General features: G+C 35.0%; 15 protein-coding genes and 2 pseudogenes. 12 read left to right on the plus strand and 5 right to left on the minus strand.

The window, feature by feature from the left end; genetic code table 11:
* Nucleotides 1–60 precede the first annotated feature (60 nt).
* From ON07_RS01310 to ON07_RS01330, 5 genes and pseudogenes are all read left to right on the plus strand, one after another.
* Nucleotides 61–654 carry an SET domain-containing protein gene (locus ON07_RS01310; RefSeq protein ID WP_010227559.1) on the plus strand — a complete coding sequence of 198 codons (594 nt, stop codon included), beginning with the start codon at nucleotides 61–63 and terminating at the stop codon, nucleotides 652–654.
* An 88-nt stretch (nucleotides 655–742) separates the two neighbouring features.
* Complete coding sequence (locus ON07_RS01315; protein ID WP_010227561.1) at nucleotides 743–1,897, plus strand: beta-ketoacyl synthase N-terminal-like domain-containing protein; 1,155 nt, start codon at nucleotides 743–745, stop codon at nucleotides 1,895–1,897.
* A 98-nt stretch (nucleotides 1,898–1,995) separates the two neighbouring features.
* Nucleotides 1,996–3,092, plus strand: a pseudogene (gene bioB, locus ON07_RS14115) (biotin synthase BioB).
* Between the two features lie 14 nt (nucleotides 3,093–3,106).
* Nucleotides 3,107–3,973, plus strand: a complete 867-nt coding sequence (locus ON07_RS01325) for a cupin-like domain-containing protein (protein WP_010227563.1) — start codon at nucleotides 3,107–3,109, stop codon at nucleotides 3,971–3,973.
* Nucleotides 3,973–4,854 (plus strand): cupin-like domain-containing protein, encoded by an 882-nt coding sequence (locus ON07_RS01330; RefSeq protein ID WP_010227565.1) that lies wholly within the window; start codon nucleotides 3,973–3,975, stop codon nucleotides 4,852–4,854. The genes ON07_RS01325 and ON07_RS01330 overlap by 1 nt, the downstream gene beginning before the upstream one ends.
* On the opposite strand, the gene ON07_RS01335 is transcribed toward ON07_RS01330, so the two are convergent.
* The 4 genes from ON07_RS01335 to ON07_RS01350 form a co-directional block, all read right to left on the minus strand.
* Nucleotides 4,844–5,326 carry a regulatory protein RecX gene (locus ON07_RS01335; RefSeq protein ID WP_010227566.1) on the minus strand — a complete coding sequence of 161 codons (483 nt, stop codon included), beginning with the start codon at nucleotides 5,324–5,326 and terminating at the stop codon, nucleotides 4,844–4,846. The genes ON07_RS01330 and ON07_RS01335 overlap by 11 nt on opposite strands.
* A gap of 9 nt (nucleotides 5,327–5,335) precedes the next feature.
* The gene (locus ON07_RS01340) at nucleotides 5,336–5,752 is read right to left on the minus strand and encodes a biopolymer transporter ExbD/TolR (RefSeq protein ID WP_010227568.1); all 417 of its coding nucleotides are present in this window, start codon (nucleotides 5,750–5,752) and stop codon (nucleotides 5,336–5,338) included.
* A gap of 117 nt (nucleotides 5,753–5,869) precedes the next feature.
* Nucleotides 5,870–7,408, minus strand: a complete 1,539-nt coding sequence (locus tag ON07_RS01345) for an Rne/Rng family ribonuclease (protein WP_010227569.1) — start codon at nucleotides 7,406–7,408, stop codon at nucleotides 5,870–5,872.
* A 295-nt stretch (nucleotides 7,409–7,703) separates the two neighbouring features.
* A complete protein-coding gene (locus ON07_RS01350; protein WP_010227570.1) occupies nucleotides 7,704–7,997 on the minus strand; it encodes an HU family DNA-binding protein in 294 nt (97 codons plus the stop codon).
* 141 nt (nucleotides 7,998–8,138) lie between these two features.
* Here ON07_RS01350 and mutY point away from each other — a divergent pair.
* The 7 genes and pseudogenes from mutY to ON07_RS01385 all read left to right on the plus strand — a co-directional run bounded on the left by mutY (nucleotide 8,139) and on the right by ON07_RS01385 (nucleotide 17,234).
* Nucleotides 8,139–9,187: pseudogene (gene mutY, locus ON07_RS14120) on the plus strand (A/G-specific adenine glycosylase).
* 115 nt (nucleotides 9,188–9,302) lie between these two features.
* The gene (locus ON07_RS01360; RefSeq protein WP_010227571.1) at nucleotides 9,303–9,761 is read left to right on the plus strand and encodes a single-stranded DNA-binding protein; all 459 of its coding nucleotides are present in this window, start codon (nucleotides 9,303–9,305) and stop codon (nucleotides 9,759–9,761) included.
* A 21-nt stretch (nucleotides 9,762–9,782) separates the two neighbouring features.
* Nucleotides 9,783–11,120 carry a gliding motility-associated protein GldE gene (locus tag ON07_RS01365; RefSeq protein WP_010227572.1) on the plus strand — a complete coding sequence of 446 codons (1,338 nt, stop codon included), beginning with the start codon at nucleotides 9,783–9,785 and terminating at the stop codon, nucleotides 11,118–11,120.
* 42 nt (nucleotides 11,121–11,162) lie between these two features.
* Entirely contained in the window at nucleotides 11,163–11,723 is a 561-nt protein-coding gene (gldD, locus tag ON07_RS01370; protein WP_010227573.1) for a gliding motility lipoprotein GldD, read from the plus strand.
* Nucleotides 11,724–11,855: 132 nt separating this feature from the next.
* A complete protein-coding gene (locus ON07_RS01375; RefSeq protein WP_010227574.1) occupies nucleotides 11,856–14,819 on the plus strand; it encodes a SusC/RagA family TonB-linked outer membrane protein in 2,964 nt (987 codons plus the stop codon).
* A 13-nt stretch (nucleotides 14,820–14,832) separates the two neighbouring features.
* On the plus strand, nucleotides 14,833–16,143 hold the full coding sequence (locus ON07_RS01380) for a RagB/SusD family nutrient uptake outer membrane protein (protein WP_029331305.1): 1,311 nt from the start codon (nucleotides 14,833–14,835) through the stop codon (nucleotides 16,141–16,143).
* 188 nt (nucleotides 16,144–16,331) lie between these two features.
* Nucleotides 16,332–17,234 carry a DMT family transporter gene (locus ON07_RS01385; protein WP_033445001.1) on the plus strand — a complete coding sequence of 301 codons (903 nt, stop codon included), beginning with the start codon at nucleotides 16,332–16,334 and terminating at the stop codon, nucleotides 17,232–17,234.
* A 30-nt stretch (nucleotides 17,235–17,264) separates the two neighbouring features.
* Here ON07_RS01385 and ON07_RS01390 read toward each other — a convergent pair whose 3' ends face one another.
* Nucleotides 17,265–19,331 carry a M16 family metallopeptidase gene (locus ON07_RS01390; protein WP_010227577.1) on the minus strand — a complete coding sequence of 689 codons (2,067 nt, stop codon included), beginning with the start codon at nucleotides 19,329–19,331 and terminating at the stop codon, nucleotides 17,265–17,267.
* Nucleotides 19,332–19,338 lie beyond the last annotated feature (7 nt).

The following is a 19,338-nucleotide window of genomic DNA, read 5'->3' on the forward strand; positions in this document are numbered from 1 at the left end:
CTAATTTTTGAAATCTTTCAGTGCTTATTATACTTAAATTCGTTTAGTTATAATCGCTATATGATACATCCAGACACAGAGGTTAGATTTATAAGTGAAGAAATTGGTTACGGAATCGTGGCTACCAAATTAATTCCTGAGGGAACTATTACCTGGGTGCAGGATGAATTAGATCAGGTTTATACTCCAGCGCAAGTAGCTAAAATGTTACCATTTACTCAGGAGATGATAGATAAATTCACATTTCGGAACAATAAAGGGAATTATGTGATGTGTTGGGATACGGCAAAATATGTAAATCACAGTTTTAATTCTAATTGCGTTTCTACGGCCTACGATTTTGAAATTGCTGTTAGGGACATACTGCCGGGAGAAGAATTAACCGATGATTATGGCTATTTAAATGTGAGCGAAGCCTTTAAAGCTAAAAATGAAGGGACTTTACGAACAACAGTATATCCCGATGATCTTCTAAATTTTCATAAAGAATGGGATTCTAAATTGGCTAAATCTTTTAAAAACTTAAAAAACGTTCCGCAGCCTTTGGAATCTTTGTTGCCAAATAACATTAAAACTACTGTGCAGCAAGTGTTAAAGGGCGAAAAGAAATTAGACTCTATTTTAAAACTTTATTATTCTGAAAAAGTGAAGTAGGATTTTTGCTTAATTTTTCCTTCAACTTTAAGACAATAAACTTATAGAAATCTATTCAAGACCTTATTTTTGCTGAAAATTCTAAGTATTGAAAAATCCTGTTTATATAAATTCCATCGCTTCCATATCTCCGTTAGGAACTACAAGGGAAGAGATCTGGAATAATTATAAAACCGATAAACATTTTATTAAATCACAAAATTTTTCCAGTACTGATGCATTCGCCGCATTTTTATCTTCCAAGCAAAAGGTGGAGGTAGAAAATTTAAGAAACTCTGAATCCAGATTTAAAGCTCTAGATAACTCTGTGCTATACGCTATTGTATCGGCCAGAGCTGCATTTCAAGAAGCAAAATGGAAAAAGGAGGATACTATTGGGATAAATATAGGAAGTTCTCGGGGCGCAACTCAACTTTTCGAAAAACATCATAAAGAATTTATAGAAAATGGGAAAGTGGAGGTTTTGGCTTCTCCAAGTACAACTCTAGGAAATATATCTTCTTGGGTGGCACAAGACCTTAGAACTTCCGGGCCGGAAATTTCGCACAGTGTAACATGTTCCACAGGTTTACATGCAATTTTAAATGGTGTAGTTTGGCTTCAATCTGGTTTTGCCGATAAGTTTATAGTTGGGGGAAGCGAGGCTGCTTTAACCCCATTTACGATCGCTCAGATGAAAGCGATGAAAATTTATGCTTCACAAGATCTAGATTTTCCTTGCCAAGCTTTAAATATGGACAAGAAATATAATTCTATGGTTCTGGGAGAAGCAGCCGGCGTTGCTTGTATTTCTAACAATACTGAAAATAGTATCGCAAAGATCACAGGTATTGGTTTTGCTACAGAAGAGCTGAAGCATTCGGTTTCTATTTCAGCAAATGGAAGCTGTTTCCAAAAATCGATGAAAATGGCGATTGGAGATAAAGCATTAAACGATATTGATGCTGTTGTAATGCATGCTCCGGGAACAGTTAAAGGTGATGAAGCAGAAATAAATGCGATAAAAGCCATTTTTGGAGCTAAACTTCCGGCATTAACTTCTAATAAATGGAAAATAGGTCACACGTTTGGTGCTTCTGGCATTTTGAGTATGGAATTAGCCATCTTAATGTTACAAAACGACGATTTTATCCCGGTTCCATTTTCAACAATAAGTAAGACGCCTAATAAATTGGAAAATATCCTTATAAATGCCGTTGGTTTTGGGGGGAATGCAGTTTCTATTTTAATAAGTAAAAATTAATATATTCTGGCTTTTGGCTAGTAGTAAGGCAAAACTTTTATAAGTAAATATCCAAGAAAGCTTAGTTTTAGCTATTTTTGGAATTCAAATACAATTTCATGACAATTAAACACGACTGGACCAAGGAAGAAATTCTTGAAATATATAACAAACCCTTTATGGATCTGCTTTACGAAGCAGCCTCTGTTCATAGAGAAAATCACGATCCAAATGTAGTTCAGGTTTCTACCTTACTTTCAATAAAAACAGGAGGATGTCCGGAAGATTGCGGGTATTGCCCACAAGCAGCAAGATATCATACAGATATTGAAGGCAACGATCTTATGAGTGTAAACCAAGTGAAAGCACAAGCCTTACGGGCAAAAGCGTCTGGAAGTTCCAGAGTTTGTATGGGTGCAGCTTGGAGAAATGTAAAGGATGGGGAAGAATTTGATTCGGTTTTAGAAATGGTAAGAACCATCAATAAACTGGATATGGAAGTATGTTGTACTTTAGGTATGATTACCGAAAACCAGGCGCAGCGTCTTGCTGAAGCCGGTTTATATGCATATAACCACAACTTGGACTCTTCAGAAGAATATTATAAAGAGGTGATTTCTACAAGAGGTTACCAAGATAGACTAGATACTATTGGAAATGTTAGAAAAACCAATGTTACAGTTTGTAGTGGTGGAATTATAGGAATGGGTGAATCTAACGACGATCGCGCCGGGATGTTAGTTGCTTTGGCAACTTTGAGTCCGCAGCCGGAATCTGTGCCGATTAATGCCCTTGTTCCTGTTGAAGGAACGCCATTAGAAGAGCAACAACCGGTTTCTATCTGGGATATGGTTAGAATGGTAGCAACGACCCGAATTGTAATGCCGGAAACTCAGGTAAGACTTTCTGCAGGAAGAACTCAAATGAGTAGAGAGGGACAAGCTATGTGTTTCTTTGCAGGTGCTAACTCAATTTTTGCAGGAGATAAATTATTGACTACTCCAAACCCGGATGTGGGAGAAGATATGGAAATGTTTAAAGCACTAGGCTTCAGCCACAAAAACCATTTGTGAAGAAATCTCAGCCGGAAAGTATAGATGCTGCAGAATCTAAATTTCAAAATTTAGGTGAGAAACCAAAATGGTCTAGACCAGGACACAAAATTGAAAGAAATTTAGAGGCACAAAATCAGAAAAAAGCAAAAACTACCTTATAATTATCTTTTAGAATGTGCCACTTAATTTAAAATCCATACCGCGCGTTACAGCGATAGATAAAGAAACTTTTTTGAAGGAGTATTTTATTCCGCAGCGACCTGTGGTAATGGAAAATTTAAGCGAAGACTGGCCAGCTAGAGATAAATGGGGTTTTGAATATTTCCGAAGCAAAGCCGGTGAAATTGAAGTGCCATTATACGATGGGCAGCCTGCTAAAGGAAACCAAAAGAGCCATATTGTAGCCCAAAAAATGAAAATGTCCGCTTATATAGACATTTTAAAAAGTGGCCCTACAGATTTAAGAATGTTCTTTTTTAATCTGCTTCAGAATTGTCCAGATTTATTAAAAGATTTCAAGTATCCCGAGCTTGGAGTGAAATTCTTCAAAAAACTTCCGGTGCTATTTGTAGGAGGAGAAGGGGCAAAAGTGCTGATGCATTACGATATGGATTTAGCGAACAATTTTCATTTCAACTTTGCTGGGACTAAGAAGTTTATTTTGTATCCACCTTCAGAAACTAAATATCTATATAAAGTACCATATTCTATAGTGAGTATGGAGACTTTAGATATGGATAATCCGGATTTTGAGAAATACCCGGCCTTGGCAAAGGCAAAAGGTTTTGAGGTTGCTTTAAAGAACGGTGATGCTTTATTTATTCCAAGTAAATGGTGGCATTTTGTAAAATATGAAACTCCTTGCTTATCTTTAACTCTGCGTTCGCTGCCTACAAAACCAACGAAAATTTTGGAGGTATTGAAAAATGTAATTTTAGTTAGAAATTACGACAATCTTATGCGGAAACTTAAAGGCCAGAAATGGATAGATTATAAGAATACACGTGCTGTAATAGACACACATAAAAATGCAGGAATTTGATGATGGGCGAAAGACTTCAATTAGCTGAAATACCAAGAGTAAAAAATATCTCTAAAGCAGATTTTGTAGAGAGATATGTAAAACCACAAAAACCTGTGGTGATTGAGCATTTAATTGAAGACTGGCCGGCATATAAAAAATGGAGCTTAGAATATATAGAGGAAGTTGCCGGTGAAAAAATAGTGCCTTTGTATGACGATAGGCCCATAAGTTCTAAATTTAAATTCAACGAACCGCACTTAAAGATGAAGATGAGCGAGTATATCGAGCTCCTAAAATCTAAGCCTACCAACTATCGGATTTTTTTATATCATTTAATGAAGGAAGTTCCTTTGCTTCAGAAAGATTTTAAATTTCCGGATATGGGATTGCGATTTTTAAAGCAATTGCCAATGCTATTTTTTGGAGGTGAGAATTCTAAGGTGTTTATGCATTACGATATAGATTTTGCGAATATCCTTCATTTTCATTTCCACGGAAAAAAGCAATGTATTCTGTATCCTCCGTCGCAAAGCAAATATCTTTATAAAGTGCCGCACGCATTAATCTCCAGGGAGGACATCGATTTTTCGAATCCTGATTTCGAAAAATTTCCGGCTTTGAAACAAGCGGAAGGTTATGTTACGCAACTTAATCACGGGGAAACTTTATATATGCCGGAAGGTTATTGGCACCAAATGACTTATTTGACTCCGGGATTTTCAATGAGTTTACGGGCGACTTCCAGAAACATTACCAATTTTTCTAAAGCAGTTTACAATTTGGCTTTTATGCGGTATTTCGATAATTATATGCGCAAATGGAGAGGTCAGAAGTGGATTGATTATAAAAACGAGCAGGCTGTTTTGAAGACTCATAAAAAGAACAATATTAAAATTTAAGTGATTCTATCACCTCCATGATTATTGGGAATTCGTAACCTTTTTGATGTAGAAATGAAATCAGTTTTTGTTTCTTTTTATAGGAGTTTGGCTCTTTAATAAGTGGTAATTTCTTCTCTGCCAGCTCATGTAAAGTCTTAAAATATTCTGATTCCTCTATTTCAGAAAATGATATTTTAATTAGCGGACTTGATATATCCCTCGCTTTTAATTCTTGCTTGATCTTTATTTTGCCCCATTTTTTAATTCTGAATTTTCCACGAACAAAACTTCTAGCAAAACGTTCCTCATTCAAGAAATTCTCTCTCATTAATTGAATGGTAATTTGCTCGCAAGCATCCGGAATCATTCTCATCTCACGCAGCTTTTCCTGAACTTCCTTTTGAGAACGATCGCGATAAGCACAAAACTGCATCAGCTTTATTGTGGCTTCTTTAATAGTATAAGATTTCTCTGAGGCGTTTGGCTTCATATAAAGTCCCTAGTTAATTCGTGATGCTTTTAAATCAAGCTTATTTAGCTGATCTACCCAATCTGGGCCATCTAAATTATTTGCTTTTAAGTCCAGAAGATATTTTTCGGTCTTAGTCTGAATAGGTTGGTAGCCTTTAAGGAGTAATGTATTTACGTCCATAATAGTTCCATGCTGTAAACTTCCATCGGCAAATATTCTATACGTAACACCTTCGTATTTATTGGCCGGCTTTGTACTAATTAATTTCTTAATATTTGGGCCAATCTGATCTTTTTGAGTCAGCATTTCTTCAATATAAATATTTTTATTTACATCTATTAAAACATTTACAATAAGAGATTTGGGGGAGTTCGTTTTATTTTGTGCAACTATTGAAAAAGATGTGAGAACTAGAAAAAGAAGTAAGTATTTATAATTTTTCATAAAGACTAATAGTTTTAAATGTAAGAGTACAAAAATATAAAGAAGTTGAAGCTGTATTTTTAAAACAGGACATAAAAAAACCGCCTATCATTTATTTGATAGGCGGTTTTCAAAATTTTAGTCTAAAACTTCCCCGTTTTTATCGTGAAAGTGATATTCCATGTACGTGTAAGCGTCTCTTGGTAAAATTTTTACCCAGCGCTTATGGTCAAAAAACCATTGGGAGCGGGGTGATGGAAAGCCTCTTGTTAAAAAGGCTGCAATAAATGGGTGCGCACTTAAGGTGATCTTTTTATGATTCTTCTTGATCAGCCTTTCGAGGTCGGTTTTTATTTTATCAATAACAATAATAGGAGCCTCAATCTCTCCTGTTCCGTTCGGGTTTTCCTCACGGGTTTTGATATTTGTTTCCGGCCTAACGCGTTGTCTTGTAATTTGTATTAACCCAAATTTACTTGGGGGTAATATTTTGTGTTTTGCACGATCATCGCTCATTTCTTCGCGTAAATGATCAAATAGTGCTTTTCTGTTTTCTGCCTTGTTCATGTCTATAAAGTCGACCACAATAATTCCACCCATATCACGTAATCGTAATTGTCGGGCTATTTCTGTGGCGCTTATAAGGTTCACTTCTAAGGCGGTCTCTTCCTGGTTTTTAGCTTTATTGGAACGGTTTCCACTATTCACGTCTATAACGTGCATGGCTTCTGTGTGCTCAATAATCAGGTAAGCTCCTTTGCTCATCGATACGGTGCGACCAAAGGAAGTTTTTATTTGTCTTTCGATACCGAATTTTTCAAAAATTGGAACATTAGACTGGTACAACTTAACTATAGATTCTTTATTTGGAGCAATTTCTGCCACATAATCTTTTAGCTGTGTATAAAGCTCTTCTTCATCTACCACAATAGATGAGAAAGTGTCGTTAAAGATATCCCTCAAAATGGAGGATCCTCTATTTAACTCTCCCAATACTTTGGATGGATGAGGTGCTTTATATAATTTTTTACACATTGCTGTCCAGCGACTCATTAAATTCTGAAGATCTCTGTCTAGCTCTGCTACTTTTTTGCCTTCTGCTACGGTTCTTACAATTACACCAAACCCTTTAGGTTTTATGCTTTTCACCAATCTTTTAAGGCGGTCTTTTTCTTCTTTGCTTTCAATTTTTTGAGAAACTGAAACTCTATTGGAAAAAGGCACCAATACAATATAACGGCCGGGTAGAGAAAGCTCGGAGCTTATTCTAGGGCCTTTTGTGGAGATTGGTTCTTTCATTACTTGAACCAGTAACGACTGATTTGATTTTAAGACTTCAGCTACGCTTCCGTCTTTATCAATATCTTTTTCAAAAGTTAAATTCTGTAAAGAATAATCTTTTAATTTACCTGTGCTTACACGTTTTACGAATTTCAACAAAGTTTGGACTTGAGGGCCAAGATCATGATAGTGTAAAAAACCATCTTTTGTGTAGCCAACATTTACAAATGCGGCATTTAATCCTGGAACAGCTTTCCTGATTTTAGCGATAAAAATATCACCAACAGCAAAGTTGCTATCGTCTTCTTCTTTGTTTAATTCGACTAGTTTTCCATCTTTAATTAAGGCAAAATCTATAGCAGAGGAACCTGATCTAATAATCAATTCTTTGTCCACTCTTTTAGATTTTTATCCCGGAAATCGGGATGGATTAAACAATAAATTTTCACAGGGTTTTTAAGCCTGAAGAAACCGGAATTTTAATTTAGAATTAAACTCGGTTTCAATTTCAAAGAACGTCTTTTACTAAAAAAAAGTAGTGAGAACACTACTTTTTCTTATGGCGGTTAGCTCTACTTCTCTTTTTACGCTTGTGAGTAGCTACCTTATGTCTTTTTTCTTTTTTTACCACTTGGCATAGTGTTACTTTTTTTAAATTAATATTATACTTTCAAATTCCTTGTTACGGGAATTATTCTCTTACTTCAACGTTAGTCTTAACACCATCTACAAAAACACGAGCAGGTTTAAATGCAGGGATATTGTGTGCAGGGATTTTTATTGTAGTATTCTTTGAGATGTTTCTTCCTGTTTTTTCTGCTCTTGTTTTAACTACAAAGCTTCCAAAACCTCTTAAGTAAACATTATCTCCACTTTCCAAAGAAGATTTAACTTCTTCCATAAATGTTTCAACAGTAGCTTGAACATCACCTTTTTCCATTCCTAACTTTTCTGAAATCTTCGCTACGATATCTGCTTTCGTCATTTTCGTCCTATTTAATATTATAATTGGGGTTCTTAATTTTCAAGGGGGCAAATATAAGAATTAAATCTCCAATATTTCAATCCTAATTCATTAAATAGTAACCAAATAAAGAATTATTATTGCAAGCAAACAATGCTATTCATGATTTTTCATAAAATATTGATTAATTGGTACTTAGGTAATAAAAGAGATTTACCATGGAGAGAAACCAGTGATCCTTATCATATTTGGTTAAGTGAAATTATGCTTCAGCAAACCAGAATAGAGCAAGGTTTACCTTATTATTTGGCATTTACAGAAGCTTTTCCATCTGTTTTTGATCTTGCAAATGCCTCTCAGGAAAAAGTACTGAAGCTTTGGCAGGGTCTGGGTTATTATTCCAGAGCCAGAAATTTACATGAAACTGCAAAATATGTTGCAGAAGAATTAAACGGGAAGTTTCCAGATAACTATAAAGACTTAATAAAGCTAAAGGGAATTGGAGATTACACAGCAAGTGCGATTGCTTCCATTTGCTATAATGAGGCTACTCCGGTGTAGATGGAAATGTATATAGAGTGTTGGCCAGGTACTTTGATATAGATACTCCTATTAATAGTACTGCAGGTATAAAGGAATTTAAAGCGTTGGCTGTAGAATTGATAGATGAAGAAAATTCTGCAACTTATAATCAAGCGATCATGGAGTTTGGTGCTTTGCAATGTAAGCCACAAAATCCATTATGTGAAACTTGCCCACTTTCCAATAGCTGCTTGGCATTAAAAAACAATAGAATTTCATTGCTTCCTGTTAAATTGAAGAAGGCTAAAATCAAAAAAAGATATTTTAACTATTTGGTATTTCTATCAGAAGATAATGAAACCGTATTAGAACAGCGACTTGGGAAAGGAATTTGGGAAGGCTTATATCAATTCCCTTTATTGGAATCTAAATCCTTAATTGATGCTGAAGCGGTGTTGGCAGAATCTAACTTAGTAGCTGAAGAAATAGATGATCTTCCAAAAATCAGTTTATTTAATGACACTCCTATTATACATAAACTCTCACATCAGCATATCTATACCCGTTTTTGGATCTTGGAGAATACTGAATTTAATAGAAAACCAATTCCATTGTCTAAAATTCAAGAATATCCAGTGCCGGTTTTAATCTCCAATTTTATTAATGAATTTCAGCTGAGCGAATATTAGCTTCAACTTTAAAAATTTTAATGGCATGTAATATTGACATTAATTAGGAGGTGATACTGAATAAATTTCTTTATTTTTAAATTATTATAACGAGCTAAATTTTAAATAAAAAGTAATGACGGGTACACTTAATAAGGTAATGTTGATAGGGCACACAGGAGACGATGTAAAAATGCATTATTTTGAAGGAGGCGGAGCAATAGGTCGCTTTCCATTAGCTACCAATGAAGTTTATACAAATAAATCTACGGGACAGCGAGTAGAAAATACCGAGTGGCACAATATTGTTGTGCGAAATAAGGCTGCAGAAATTTGCGAGAAATACCTTAAAAAAGGTGATAAGGTTTATGTGGAAGGAAGGTTGAAAAGCAGAAAATGGACAGATGATAAAGGGATCGAGCGTTATTCGGTTGAAATTCAATGTACAGATTTTACATTTTTGACACCTAAAACTGAAAGCACTCAGAATCCGGCACAAAATTCGGCTTCAGCAAAACCGGTTTCCAATACTAAAAATGATACTTTTGCCAATCATAATAAAGGCAATGAGGAAGAAGATGATTTGCCTTTCTAAGTCTAACTAAAATATAAGCATTTGGATCCAGATCCTCCCAGTTTAATTTTATTGTTTATCTCACCGGAATTTTCACAAGTATTCAGTCTTATAATGCTTGTTGCATTATTAATTTGTTCTGCATTAATCTCTGGTGCAGAGGTTGCATTTTTCTCTCTAACACCTTCAGATTTTCTCGGAGATAATGGTAAGAGAACAAATGCTCAAAAAATTGTTACCAAATTATTAGAAAAACCTAAGAAACTATTAGCGACTATTCTAGTGGCTAACAATACTATAAACATAGCTATTGTATTGCTTTTTGATTCAGTTACCGATGAGTTTTTCGGAAATATGAATGCTGTTTTTCTAGGGATAAATTTTAAATTTTTAATTGAAGTTGGAATTGTAACATTTTTAATATTGCTTTTTGGAGAGATTCTTCCTAAAGTCTATGCAAGTAGGAACAATGTGAAATTCAGTAATTTCATGGCGTATCCCCTGAATGTTTTAGACTTTTTAATTTCACCACTTAGTACTCCTATGAGGGCCGTCACCATTTATATTCATGACAAGTTAGGAAAGCAAAAAGGGTTTTTAAGTGTAGATCATCTTTCTCAAGCTTTGGAAATGACTAGAGAAGAGGATACTACGCATGAAGAACAGAAGATATTGAGAGGGATAGTTTCCTTTGGGAACACAGATACAAAACAGGTAATGCGTCCTAGAATGGATATTTTTGCCTTGAATGAAAATCAGACTTATAAAGAGATAATACCGGAGATTGTAAATAATGGATTTTCTAGAATTCCGGTGTACAAAGAAAATATAGATCAGGTAAGAGGAATACTCTATGTAAAAGATCTTTTGCCTTTTCTTGATAAGAAAGATTTTGAATGGACGTCTCTTTTGCGAGAGCCATACTTTATCCCTGAAAACAAGAAACTGGATGATCTTTTAAATGAATTTAAGGATAAGAAAATTCACTTAGCAATTGTTGTGGATGAATATGGAGGAACCAGTGGGCTGGTATCATTAGAAGACATTATTGAAGAAATTGTAGGAGATATAAGCGATGAATTTGATGATGAGGATTTAGTGTTCTCGAAGTTAGATGAGTCTAATTTTATATTCGAAGGTAAAACTCCTCTGAAGGATTTTTATAAAATAATAAAACTCGAAGATTCTTCAATTTTTGAAGAAAACAAAGGAGAATCCGATACCCTAGCAGGTTTTTTGCTTGAGATATCAGGTGGTTTTCCCAAAAGAAATGAAAAGATCTCTTTTCAGAAATATCATTTCACGATAGAGGTTATAGATGATAAAAGAATAAAGCAGATCAAATTAAGTATTGAACAGGAAATACCTTCAGAAGAATAATCTCTTTTCAGTACCTTAAATTAGTTTTCACCATTTTTCAAGATGAAAAAAATAAGTATCATTTTATTAATATTTTCGATTTTTATATCGTGTAAAGATGAGGTGCTTCCTAAACCAAAAGCCTTTTTAGATTTAGAATTTCCTGCTGCAGAATATGTGGAAACAAACCTAGATTGCCCTTATAGTTTTGAGTATAATGCTATCGCAAAAATTGTAAAACCTAAAGGTGCTGTGCCTTGTTGGATCAATCTTAACTACCCGAAACTAAACGCCTCTATTTTTATTACATATCAGGAAGTAGATAACAATTTGGATTCTCTCTTGATGGATTCTCAAAAATTACCTTTGCAGCATACTATAAAAGCCGATTTTATCGAAGGAGACGTTTATGTAAATCCGGAGCATAAATCCTACGGAATGTTTTATGAGATCGATGGAAATGCTGCCTCCCAAGCACAATTCTATATTACAGATAGCGTCAACCACTTCGTGACGGGATCTCTCTATTTTAATCAGAAGCCTAATTTTGATTCCATTATGCCTGCTGCATCTTACATAAAATCAGACATTAAGAGGCTTATGGAATCTTTAAAGTGGAGGTAATTCCTACAAATACTTATTTAGTTGGTAAACTATTAACATTTTTTCGGTTATTTTAAACAATAATTAACTTTTAATAGAAGCCTTTGTATTTTTTGCCTATTTTGGTATTTGCTAATTGAAAAAACCAAAATTATGAGGCACATCCAATTAAATGGCATTAAAATAATGCTTTTACTTATTATTTTTCCTGCGGTGGTATTCGCCCAAGAAACTTTAACAGGTAAAACTATTAATCAGTCGACAGGGGAAGCTGTTCCTTTTGTTAATGTAATCCAGAAGGGAACTTCCAATGGAACCACGAGTGATTTAGACGGTAATTTTTCTTTAACCGTAGATTCATTACCGGTAACCTTAGTGTTTTCTTACTTGGGTTTTGAAACACAAGAAAGACTTGTTGATCAAAATTCTCCAATTAATATTCAATTTGTTGAAACTGCTGCAGCATTAGATGAAGTTGTAGTTACTGGATTAGCATCTTCTACCAAACGTTCAAATCTGGCCAATGCCGTTGCCTCGGTTTCCGCAGAGGAATTAACAGGGGTTACGGTGCAATCTGGATTGGATGGAGCACTTTCTGGAAAATTTACCGGAGCAGAAATTAAATCAAGTTCTGGAGCTCCCGGAGGTGGTATTTCTATGCGCTTACGTGGTGTGACTTCGATATTTGGAAATCAACAACCTCTATTTATTGTAGATGGGGTTTATGTAGATAACTCATCCATTGGATTAGGGAATAATATTGTTAGTCAGGCAGCAGGTGGTGGTAACGCATCAACTAATCAAGATGATGCATCCAATCGTATTGCAGATATAGATCCTCAGGATATTGAAAGTGTTGAGATTCTTAAAGGAGCATCTGCAGCAGCTATTTATGGATCGGCCGCAGCGGGAGGAGTTGTAATTATTACAACTAAAAGAGGGAAACAAGGAAAACCTCAAGTTGCTTTTTCACAAGTAATTGGATTTAGAAGTCCTACTCAACTTTTAGGTTTAAGAGATTATACACAAGAACAAATAACTGCTTTGGGAGGGCCAAACGACCCAACTTTAAGAGATTATGAAGCAGAGCTTTTTGATAATACTGTGGTATCTACGACCACTCGTTTTTCTACCTCTGGGGCTAAAGAAAATACAGATTATTTTCTTGGAGCAACACATAGAGATGAACCTGGATTGGTGGATAATACAGGATATACTAAAAGTTCTATTAGGCTAAATGTTGGGCAGCGTTTCAATGATTGGTTAGATTTATATGTAACTAGTAATTATATTAATTCTCAATCTGATAGGGGATTTTTCAATAATGGGAATGCCAATAGAACAGTAGGTTACGCCTTAGCATTTACATATCCTTGGGAGGATTTATCTCCAGTAGACGGAGTGTACCCTCAAGGTGGTGCCGGGTCTAATGTTCTTGAAACAGTTGCTCTTACGACAAACAGAGAAGAAGTGAATCGTTTTATAGGTAGTGCTAAAACAAATATTAAGCTGTTAACTACAGATATCCAAAGGCTAAAATTAGTTTTAGAAGGCGGTTACGATCAATATACATTAAGGACTACAAGTATATTCCCTAGTGGACTTACTTATTTTAGAAGTCCTACATCTTTAGGGGGTGTTGCTATTTCTGGAACCACAGTAAACACTAATTATAATATTTCTGCATTCTTGGTTCATAATCTTGATTTGGAAAGTGGGTTGTCATTTACCACACAAGCTGGTAGTTTTTTGCAAGATTTTGATAGAAATACAGTTATAACAATCGCAACTGGTTTAAATGGTTCGCAAACGAATTTAGGTCAGTCTACAAATGTATCGACTCAGCAAACTATCCAACCACAAAAGGATAAAGGGTTCTTCGTACAGGAAGAAATCAATTTTAGAGATCAGATAATTGGTACTATCGGGATTAGAGGGGATAAGTCTACGAACAATGGGGACGCTAATGAAATGAACTATTATCCAAAAGCAAATTTAGCTATTAACTTAAGTAATTTCGATTTCTGGTCTTTCGATAATGTAAATTTATTCAAACCAAGAATAGCTTATGGTGAGGCTGGACGTTTTCCAAATTTCAATGATCGATTCTCCTTAATGAATGGCCAGTTTATAGATGGTACTTCGGGAGTAAGTCCTGCTAACTTAAGAGGAAACCCAAATATTGGACCGGAAAGACAGACGGAATTAGAATTTGGTGTTGATCTTGGATTATTTGAAAATAGACTGAATTTTGAGGCTTCATATTATAATAAAACAATTAAAGACTTGCTTATTCAATCGCAATTTCCAACATCTTCTGGATTTACTACGGAAGTGGTTAATGGAGGTGAACTTGAGAATAGGGGTATTGAGTTAGGCCTGAATGCAACTGTTTTGGAGAAAGAAGATTTTTCTTGGGATGCAAATTTAAAATGGTGGAAGAATGAATCTGAAGTTACTAGTTTAGATGTTCCGGCGTTTACAAATGGTGGATTTGCAGCTTCTTTAGGAACATTTTTAATTCAGGAAGGGAAAAGTGTTACACAGATTGTTGGAACTTACGATGCAACAGCCTTTACTGCTGAAGAAATAGCTAGAAGAGATCCGGAAGGAGATGGCTTCTTTGTGTATGGTAATGCAGAACCAGATTTTCAGATGTCTTGGTACAATGAAATTAGTTATAAGAACTTTGATTTTACTTTCTTATGGCATTGGAAACAAGGTGGAGATAATATAAATTTAACTACCTTATTATACGATCTTGCGGGTACAACTTGGGACTATAATGATACTGGGCTAGATCCTAGTGGTCAATTGTCTAATGGAGATTATAGAGCAAGTCAAGCCTTTGTAAATCCAGATCCAGTAATAGAGGATGCAGGATATGTGAAATTAAGAGAAGTTGGTTTATTTTATACGTTACCTGAAGGCTTGATTAAATATACTAAGAACATTAAGATTGGTGTTTCGGGTAGAAATCTAATAAACATCTTTGATTATAATAGTTACGATCCTGAGGTTTCAAACTTTGGGAATAATGTATTGGCCAACAATGTAGAGGTAACACCCTACCCAACTTCAAAGTTTGTTAATTTTCATTTAAACGTTAACTTCTAAAAAAAAAACAATCATGAAAAAAATATCAATTACAATCGTCTTCATGTTTGCATTCATGCTTTTTCCAAGTTGTGAATTAGATGAGATAGAAAATCCAAATGCACCTACAGTAACTAGTTTTGCTGATGGTGCTAGTGCGGCCGATATTCAATTATTAACCACCGGTTTAGAGGCTGTTATGAGAAACGACTTGGCCTTTCACTATGATACTGTAAGTATATTAGGAAGAGAATATTATGACCTTTCGGGTGTTGACCCGCGATATACAGGAGAAATTTTGAAAGGTCCTTTAGATAATAATGGTTTCTTAACAACTCGGGCGTATGCTGCTTGGTACAAAGTTGTAAAATCTGCAAATATCTTAATTGAAGCTGTAGAAAATTCTACAGCAGGATTAAGTGATCAGGAAAAGAATAATTATTACGGATATGCTAAGACTTTAAAAGCTTATGCTTTACTAATGGTGGCCAACCGTCAGTTCGATAACGGGATTAGACTTGAGGTTGCCGATCCAGATAACCTTGGCCCAAATGTAGGCTATGACGAGGCACTTGCAGGAATTATGAGCTTACTTAACGAAGCAGACTCAGACTTGGCTAGTGGTTCTTCAAACTTTGTTAGTTTAAGCTCTGGGTTTGATGGTTTTGATACACCAGAAACATTTAGTGAGTTTAATAGAGCTTTAGCTGCAAGGGTAGCATTATATCAAGGCAATAATCAATTATCTTTAAGTTTATTAAATGAATCATTTTTTGATATTGATGGAGATCTCTATAATGGGCCTGCTCATGTCTTTGGTTTAACTGGTAACGATATTCTTAACACTCAATTCCACGTGCCATTACAATCTGGACAAGAATTTATGGTTCATGATTCATTTATAGAGGATGCTGAGGCTGGAGATACTCGAGTGACTGAAAAGACTATTGAGTTGCCTGGAGGTACTTCATTTGATGGATTATCTGCAGATTACCAGATTGCGGTATATGATAGTAATGTAGATCCAGTTTATTTAATAAGAAACGAGGAACTTATTCTTATTTATGCTGAAGTAAATATAGGTGTAGACAATGATGAAACTATTAAAGCTATTAATAGAGTAAGGAATGAAGCAGGTTTACCTGATTATTCCGGGTCGACAGATGATAGTAGCTTACTTGCTGAGGTTTTAAAGCAAAGAAGATATTCTCTTTTAGCTGAAGGCCATCGTTGGATAGATCTAAGAAGATTAAATATGCTAAATGAGGATAATATACCATTAGATCGTGCAGGGGATAATATAATAGATGCGTTCCCAACACCATTTACAGAGCAATTGAATTAATTCATTTTGTAAATAAAATTAAAAACCTCAACTAATTAGTTGGGGTTTTTTGATATAAGTTTTTTTTGAAAAAGAATACTATGGCTGCTGCAGGATACTGTATAATGAAAATTTTAAAGATGAGAGAGAATTATATTAAAACCATTTCTAAAATATATCTTCGCATTTCATAATTAAGTAGTCTCGTATTGAAAAATCTCAAATGGATCTATTTGATCTTACTTTCTTTAGTATGGGGAAGTTCCTTTATACTTATCAAAAAGGGCTTAATTGGTCTTAGTGCTTTGCAATTAGGATCGTTCAGGATAATTTTTGCTGCTTTGTTTTTGGTTTTGGTGGGTTTTAAAAGTATTTCTAAACTCACTATCGCACAATGGAAATGGATCTCCATATCTGCATTTATAGGTTCCTTCTTTCCAGTTTATCTCTTTGCTTTTGCGGAAACTGAGATTGATAGTGCCGTGGCTTCCATTCTAAATGCAACGACGCCTTTACTGACTTTAATTTTTGGAGTGCTATTCTTTAAAATGGCCTTTACTCAGAATAAGACTCTTGGAGTTATAATTGGACTAATCGGAACTTTAGGTTTGATATTTAGTGGGGGACAGGTAAATCCAGATCAAAATTACCTTTATTCATGTTTAGTGATTATTGCGGCTGCATGTTATGCTGTTAATGTAAATATTATAAAAAAGTATATGCATGGTATTACTGCATTGGGAATTACCGCGGGGAATTTTTTAGTCTTGCTAATTCCATCTTTTGTGGTTTTATTACTTACAGGTTTTTCTTTTGAAAGTGTTTTGAATGAAGAAATCGTATCAACCTCCATTATTTATGTGCTAATTTTAGGAGTAATAGGAACCGGAATTGCAATGATAATTTTCAACCGATTGATACAAATCTCCGACCCTGTGTTTTCGACTTCCGTAACTTATACCATTCCATTAGTGGCCTTAGGGTGGGGTTTTTTAGATGGAGAAGTGTTTAGTGTGTTTCAGCTAATTTCGATGTTAATTATTTTATTGGGTGTTTTTCTAGTTAATAGATCCAAGAACTTATATACTAAAAACAAAAAAGCCGACCACTAAGGGCCGGCTCTTTCAACATTAATAAAAAGATTATTCCATAAAATCTTCATCAGATACTCCTTCATTCACCTTTAGGTCTGAAACCTTAAATTCGAATGTTTGAGGTCCCATTGATTGAGATACTGTAAATGGAAATTTAATTCCGTTTACTTCTTGGTAATCACTGTACGTAATAGGGATTTCCATTGTTTGATCCCCTTGAGATACTTTGCTTACCGCCTTAACTTTTAATCCGCTTTCTACATCGTAGTAAGCCGTTTTATCTTCACTAAGGGCTACAACATAAGCATCTTTACCATCTACCGGCTCGATACCCATTACTTTTGCATCTTTAGTATTTAATTCTGGAAAAGGATTAGCATCGGCTTTAGCAGCTTCTAATTGCTTATCTGTAAAAGCCATTTTTTGACCTTGAGCCATTGTAAATCCAGTTTCCCCGTTGTAAACCTGCTTGCTTAAAACGTTTCCGCCCATCGCGATTTTTTGAGAGGACTTTCCGTTGGCAGTTTTTACTTCAAGATCTAATTTCTGACCTTGAATCTCTGCTTGCGCAACCATCATTACACTTTCTGCTTTAGTCACTGCTTCTTTTCCACCAATTGCCTTGATATAATTGTTGAAAACACTTTCAGCAGTTACAGAGGCATCAACAGTTTTATTAAATTCTGGTTTGTCTACTTTATTACCTTCTTTATCAAAATAAACAACCGGAATTTTCTTCCCGTTATAGTTTATCTTTTCAAGATTTTCTACCACATCACTTCCTTTACCAACAACTACAATTCTAGAATTATCTGCAAGGAAATATTTCTTAGCAACTCTTTGTACATCTTCAGCTGTTACGGCATTAATGTTTTCTAAATAATCTTCGTAAAAGTCATCATCAAGATCTTCAGTTTCTACATCTAAAGCCAATCTGGCAATTGTAGCAGGCTGCTCTAAAGACAAAACGAAATCTCCAGTATATTTTGCTTTTGCGTTAGCAAGCTCACTGTCAGAAACTTTTTCATTTCTAATTCTATAAATTTCATCTAAAAAAGCAACTACAGAACTATCTGTTACTGCATTTCTAACACTTGCGCTTGCAACAAAGGTAGCTGCACTATACTTATCGTTACCGGTTCTGGAATATGCTCCATAGGTATACCCTTTGTCTTCTCTCAAGTTTAAGAACAAACGAGCTTCTCCCCCGCCTCCAAGTATTTTATTAGCAACTAAAACAGCAAAATAATCTTCATCTTTTTGCTTCAAATTAATCGTATTCACTAAAGCAATTTCACTTTGTACTGCATTTGGCATATCTACAAACTGAATTTCAGTTTGAGCTAGGTTAGAAACCGTTGGCATTTTGTATGCTGGTAAATCTTTTTTCTTCCAGTTAGAAAAATTTTCTTTTACTAATTTTTTTACTTCATCCTCATCTACATCTCCAACAATTACCAAATAGGCATTTTGTGGAACGAAATAAGTATCGTAAAAAGATTGAGCATCTGCAAGCGTTAATTTCCCAACAGTTGCTTCAGTAGCAAATTCTCCATAAGGATGATTTTTTCCATATGCTAAAGCAGATCTTACTCTACCTGCATTATATGCTACATTTTTCTCGTTAGACTTTAAACCTTCGATCTCACGATCTTTTACTTTAGAAAATTCCTCTTCAGTAAATTTTGGGTTTATTGCGCCATCTGCCATAAGTTTTAAAACTTCCGGAAAATACTTAGATAATGTATTCGCATTTGCCCCACTTGAATAAAAATTAAGTCTGGCTCCTAAGAAATCTACACGTTCATTAAAATCGTCTTTAGACATGTTTTGAGTGCCAGTTCCAAGCAATTGCCCGGTTAAACTAGAAACTCCTGCTTTTCCATCTTCAAAAATAGGTGGATTGTCTAATCTTAAAGACATAGAAACTCTTGGAAGTTTGTGATTCTCAACCACCATCACTGTAAGGCCATTGTCTAACTTAAAACTTTCAGGTTCGTCTATGTTAATTTTTGGGGCTGGCCCCGCTTTTGGTTGCTTACTTCTATCTATTTGCGCATGCACACTAAAAGAAAGAAACAATAAGGCTGCAAAAGCTATTATATTATTTTTCATATTAATC

The sequence above is a fragment of the Gillisia marina genome, from assembly GCF_000258765.1.
Classification (GTDB): Bacteria; Bacteroidota; Bacteroidia; order Flavobacteriales; family Flavobacteriaceae; genus Gillisia; species Gillisia marina.

Bases quoted from the DNA above. Each gene is read 5' to 3' on its own strand.
- ON07_RS01310 (WP_010227559.1), top strand. From the start codon at position 61: ATGATACATCCAGACACAGAGGTTAGATTTATAAGTGAAGAAATTGGT.
- ON07_RS01330 (WP_010227565.1), top strand. From the start codon at position 3,973: ATGATGGGCGAAAGACTTCAATTAGCTGAAATACCAAGAGTAAAAAAT.
- ON07_RS01335 (WP_010227566.1), bottom strand. From the start codon at position 5,326: ATGAAGCCAAACGCCTCAGAGAAATCTTATACTATTAAAGAAGCCACA.
- ON07_RS01340 (WP_010227568.1), bottom strand. From the start codon at position 5,752: ATGAAAAATTATAAATACTTACTTCTTTTTCTAGTTCTCACATCTTTT.
- ON07_RS01350 (WP_010227570.1), bottom strand. From the start codon at position 7,997: ATGACGAAAGCAGATATCGTAGCGAAGATTTCAGAAAAGTTAGGAATG.
- ON07_RS01360 (WP_010227571.1), top strand. From the start codon at position 9,303: ATGACGGGTACACTTAATAAGGTAATGTTGATAGGGCACACAGGAGAC.
- gldD (WP_010227573.1), top strand. From the start codon at position 11,163: ATGAAAAAAATAAGTATCATTTTATTAATATTTTCGATTTTTATATCG.
- ON07_RS01375 (WP_010227574.1), top strand. From the start codon at position 11,856: ATGAGGCACATCCAATTAAATGGCATTAAAATAATGCTTTTACTTATT.
- ON07_RS01380 (WP_029331305.1), top strand. From the start codon at position 14,833: ATGAAAAAAATATCAATTACAATCGTCTTCATGTTTGCATTCATGCTT.
- ON07_RS01390 (WP_010227577.1), bottom strand. From the start codon at position 19,331: ATGAAAAATAATATAATAGCTTTTGCAGCCTTATTGTTTCTTTCTTTT.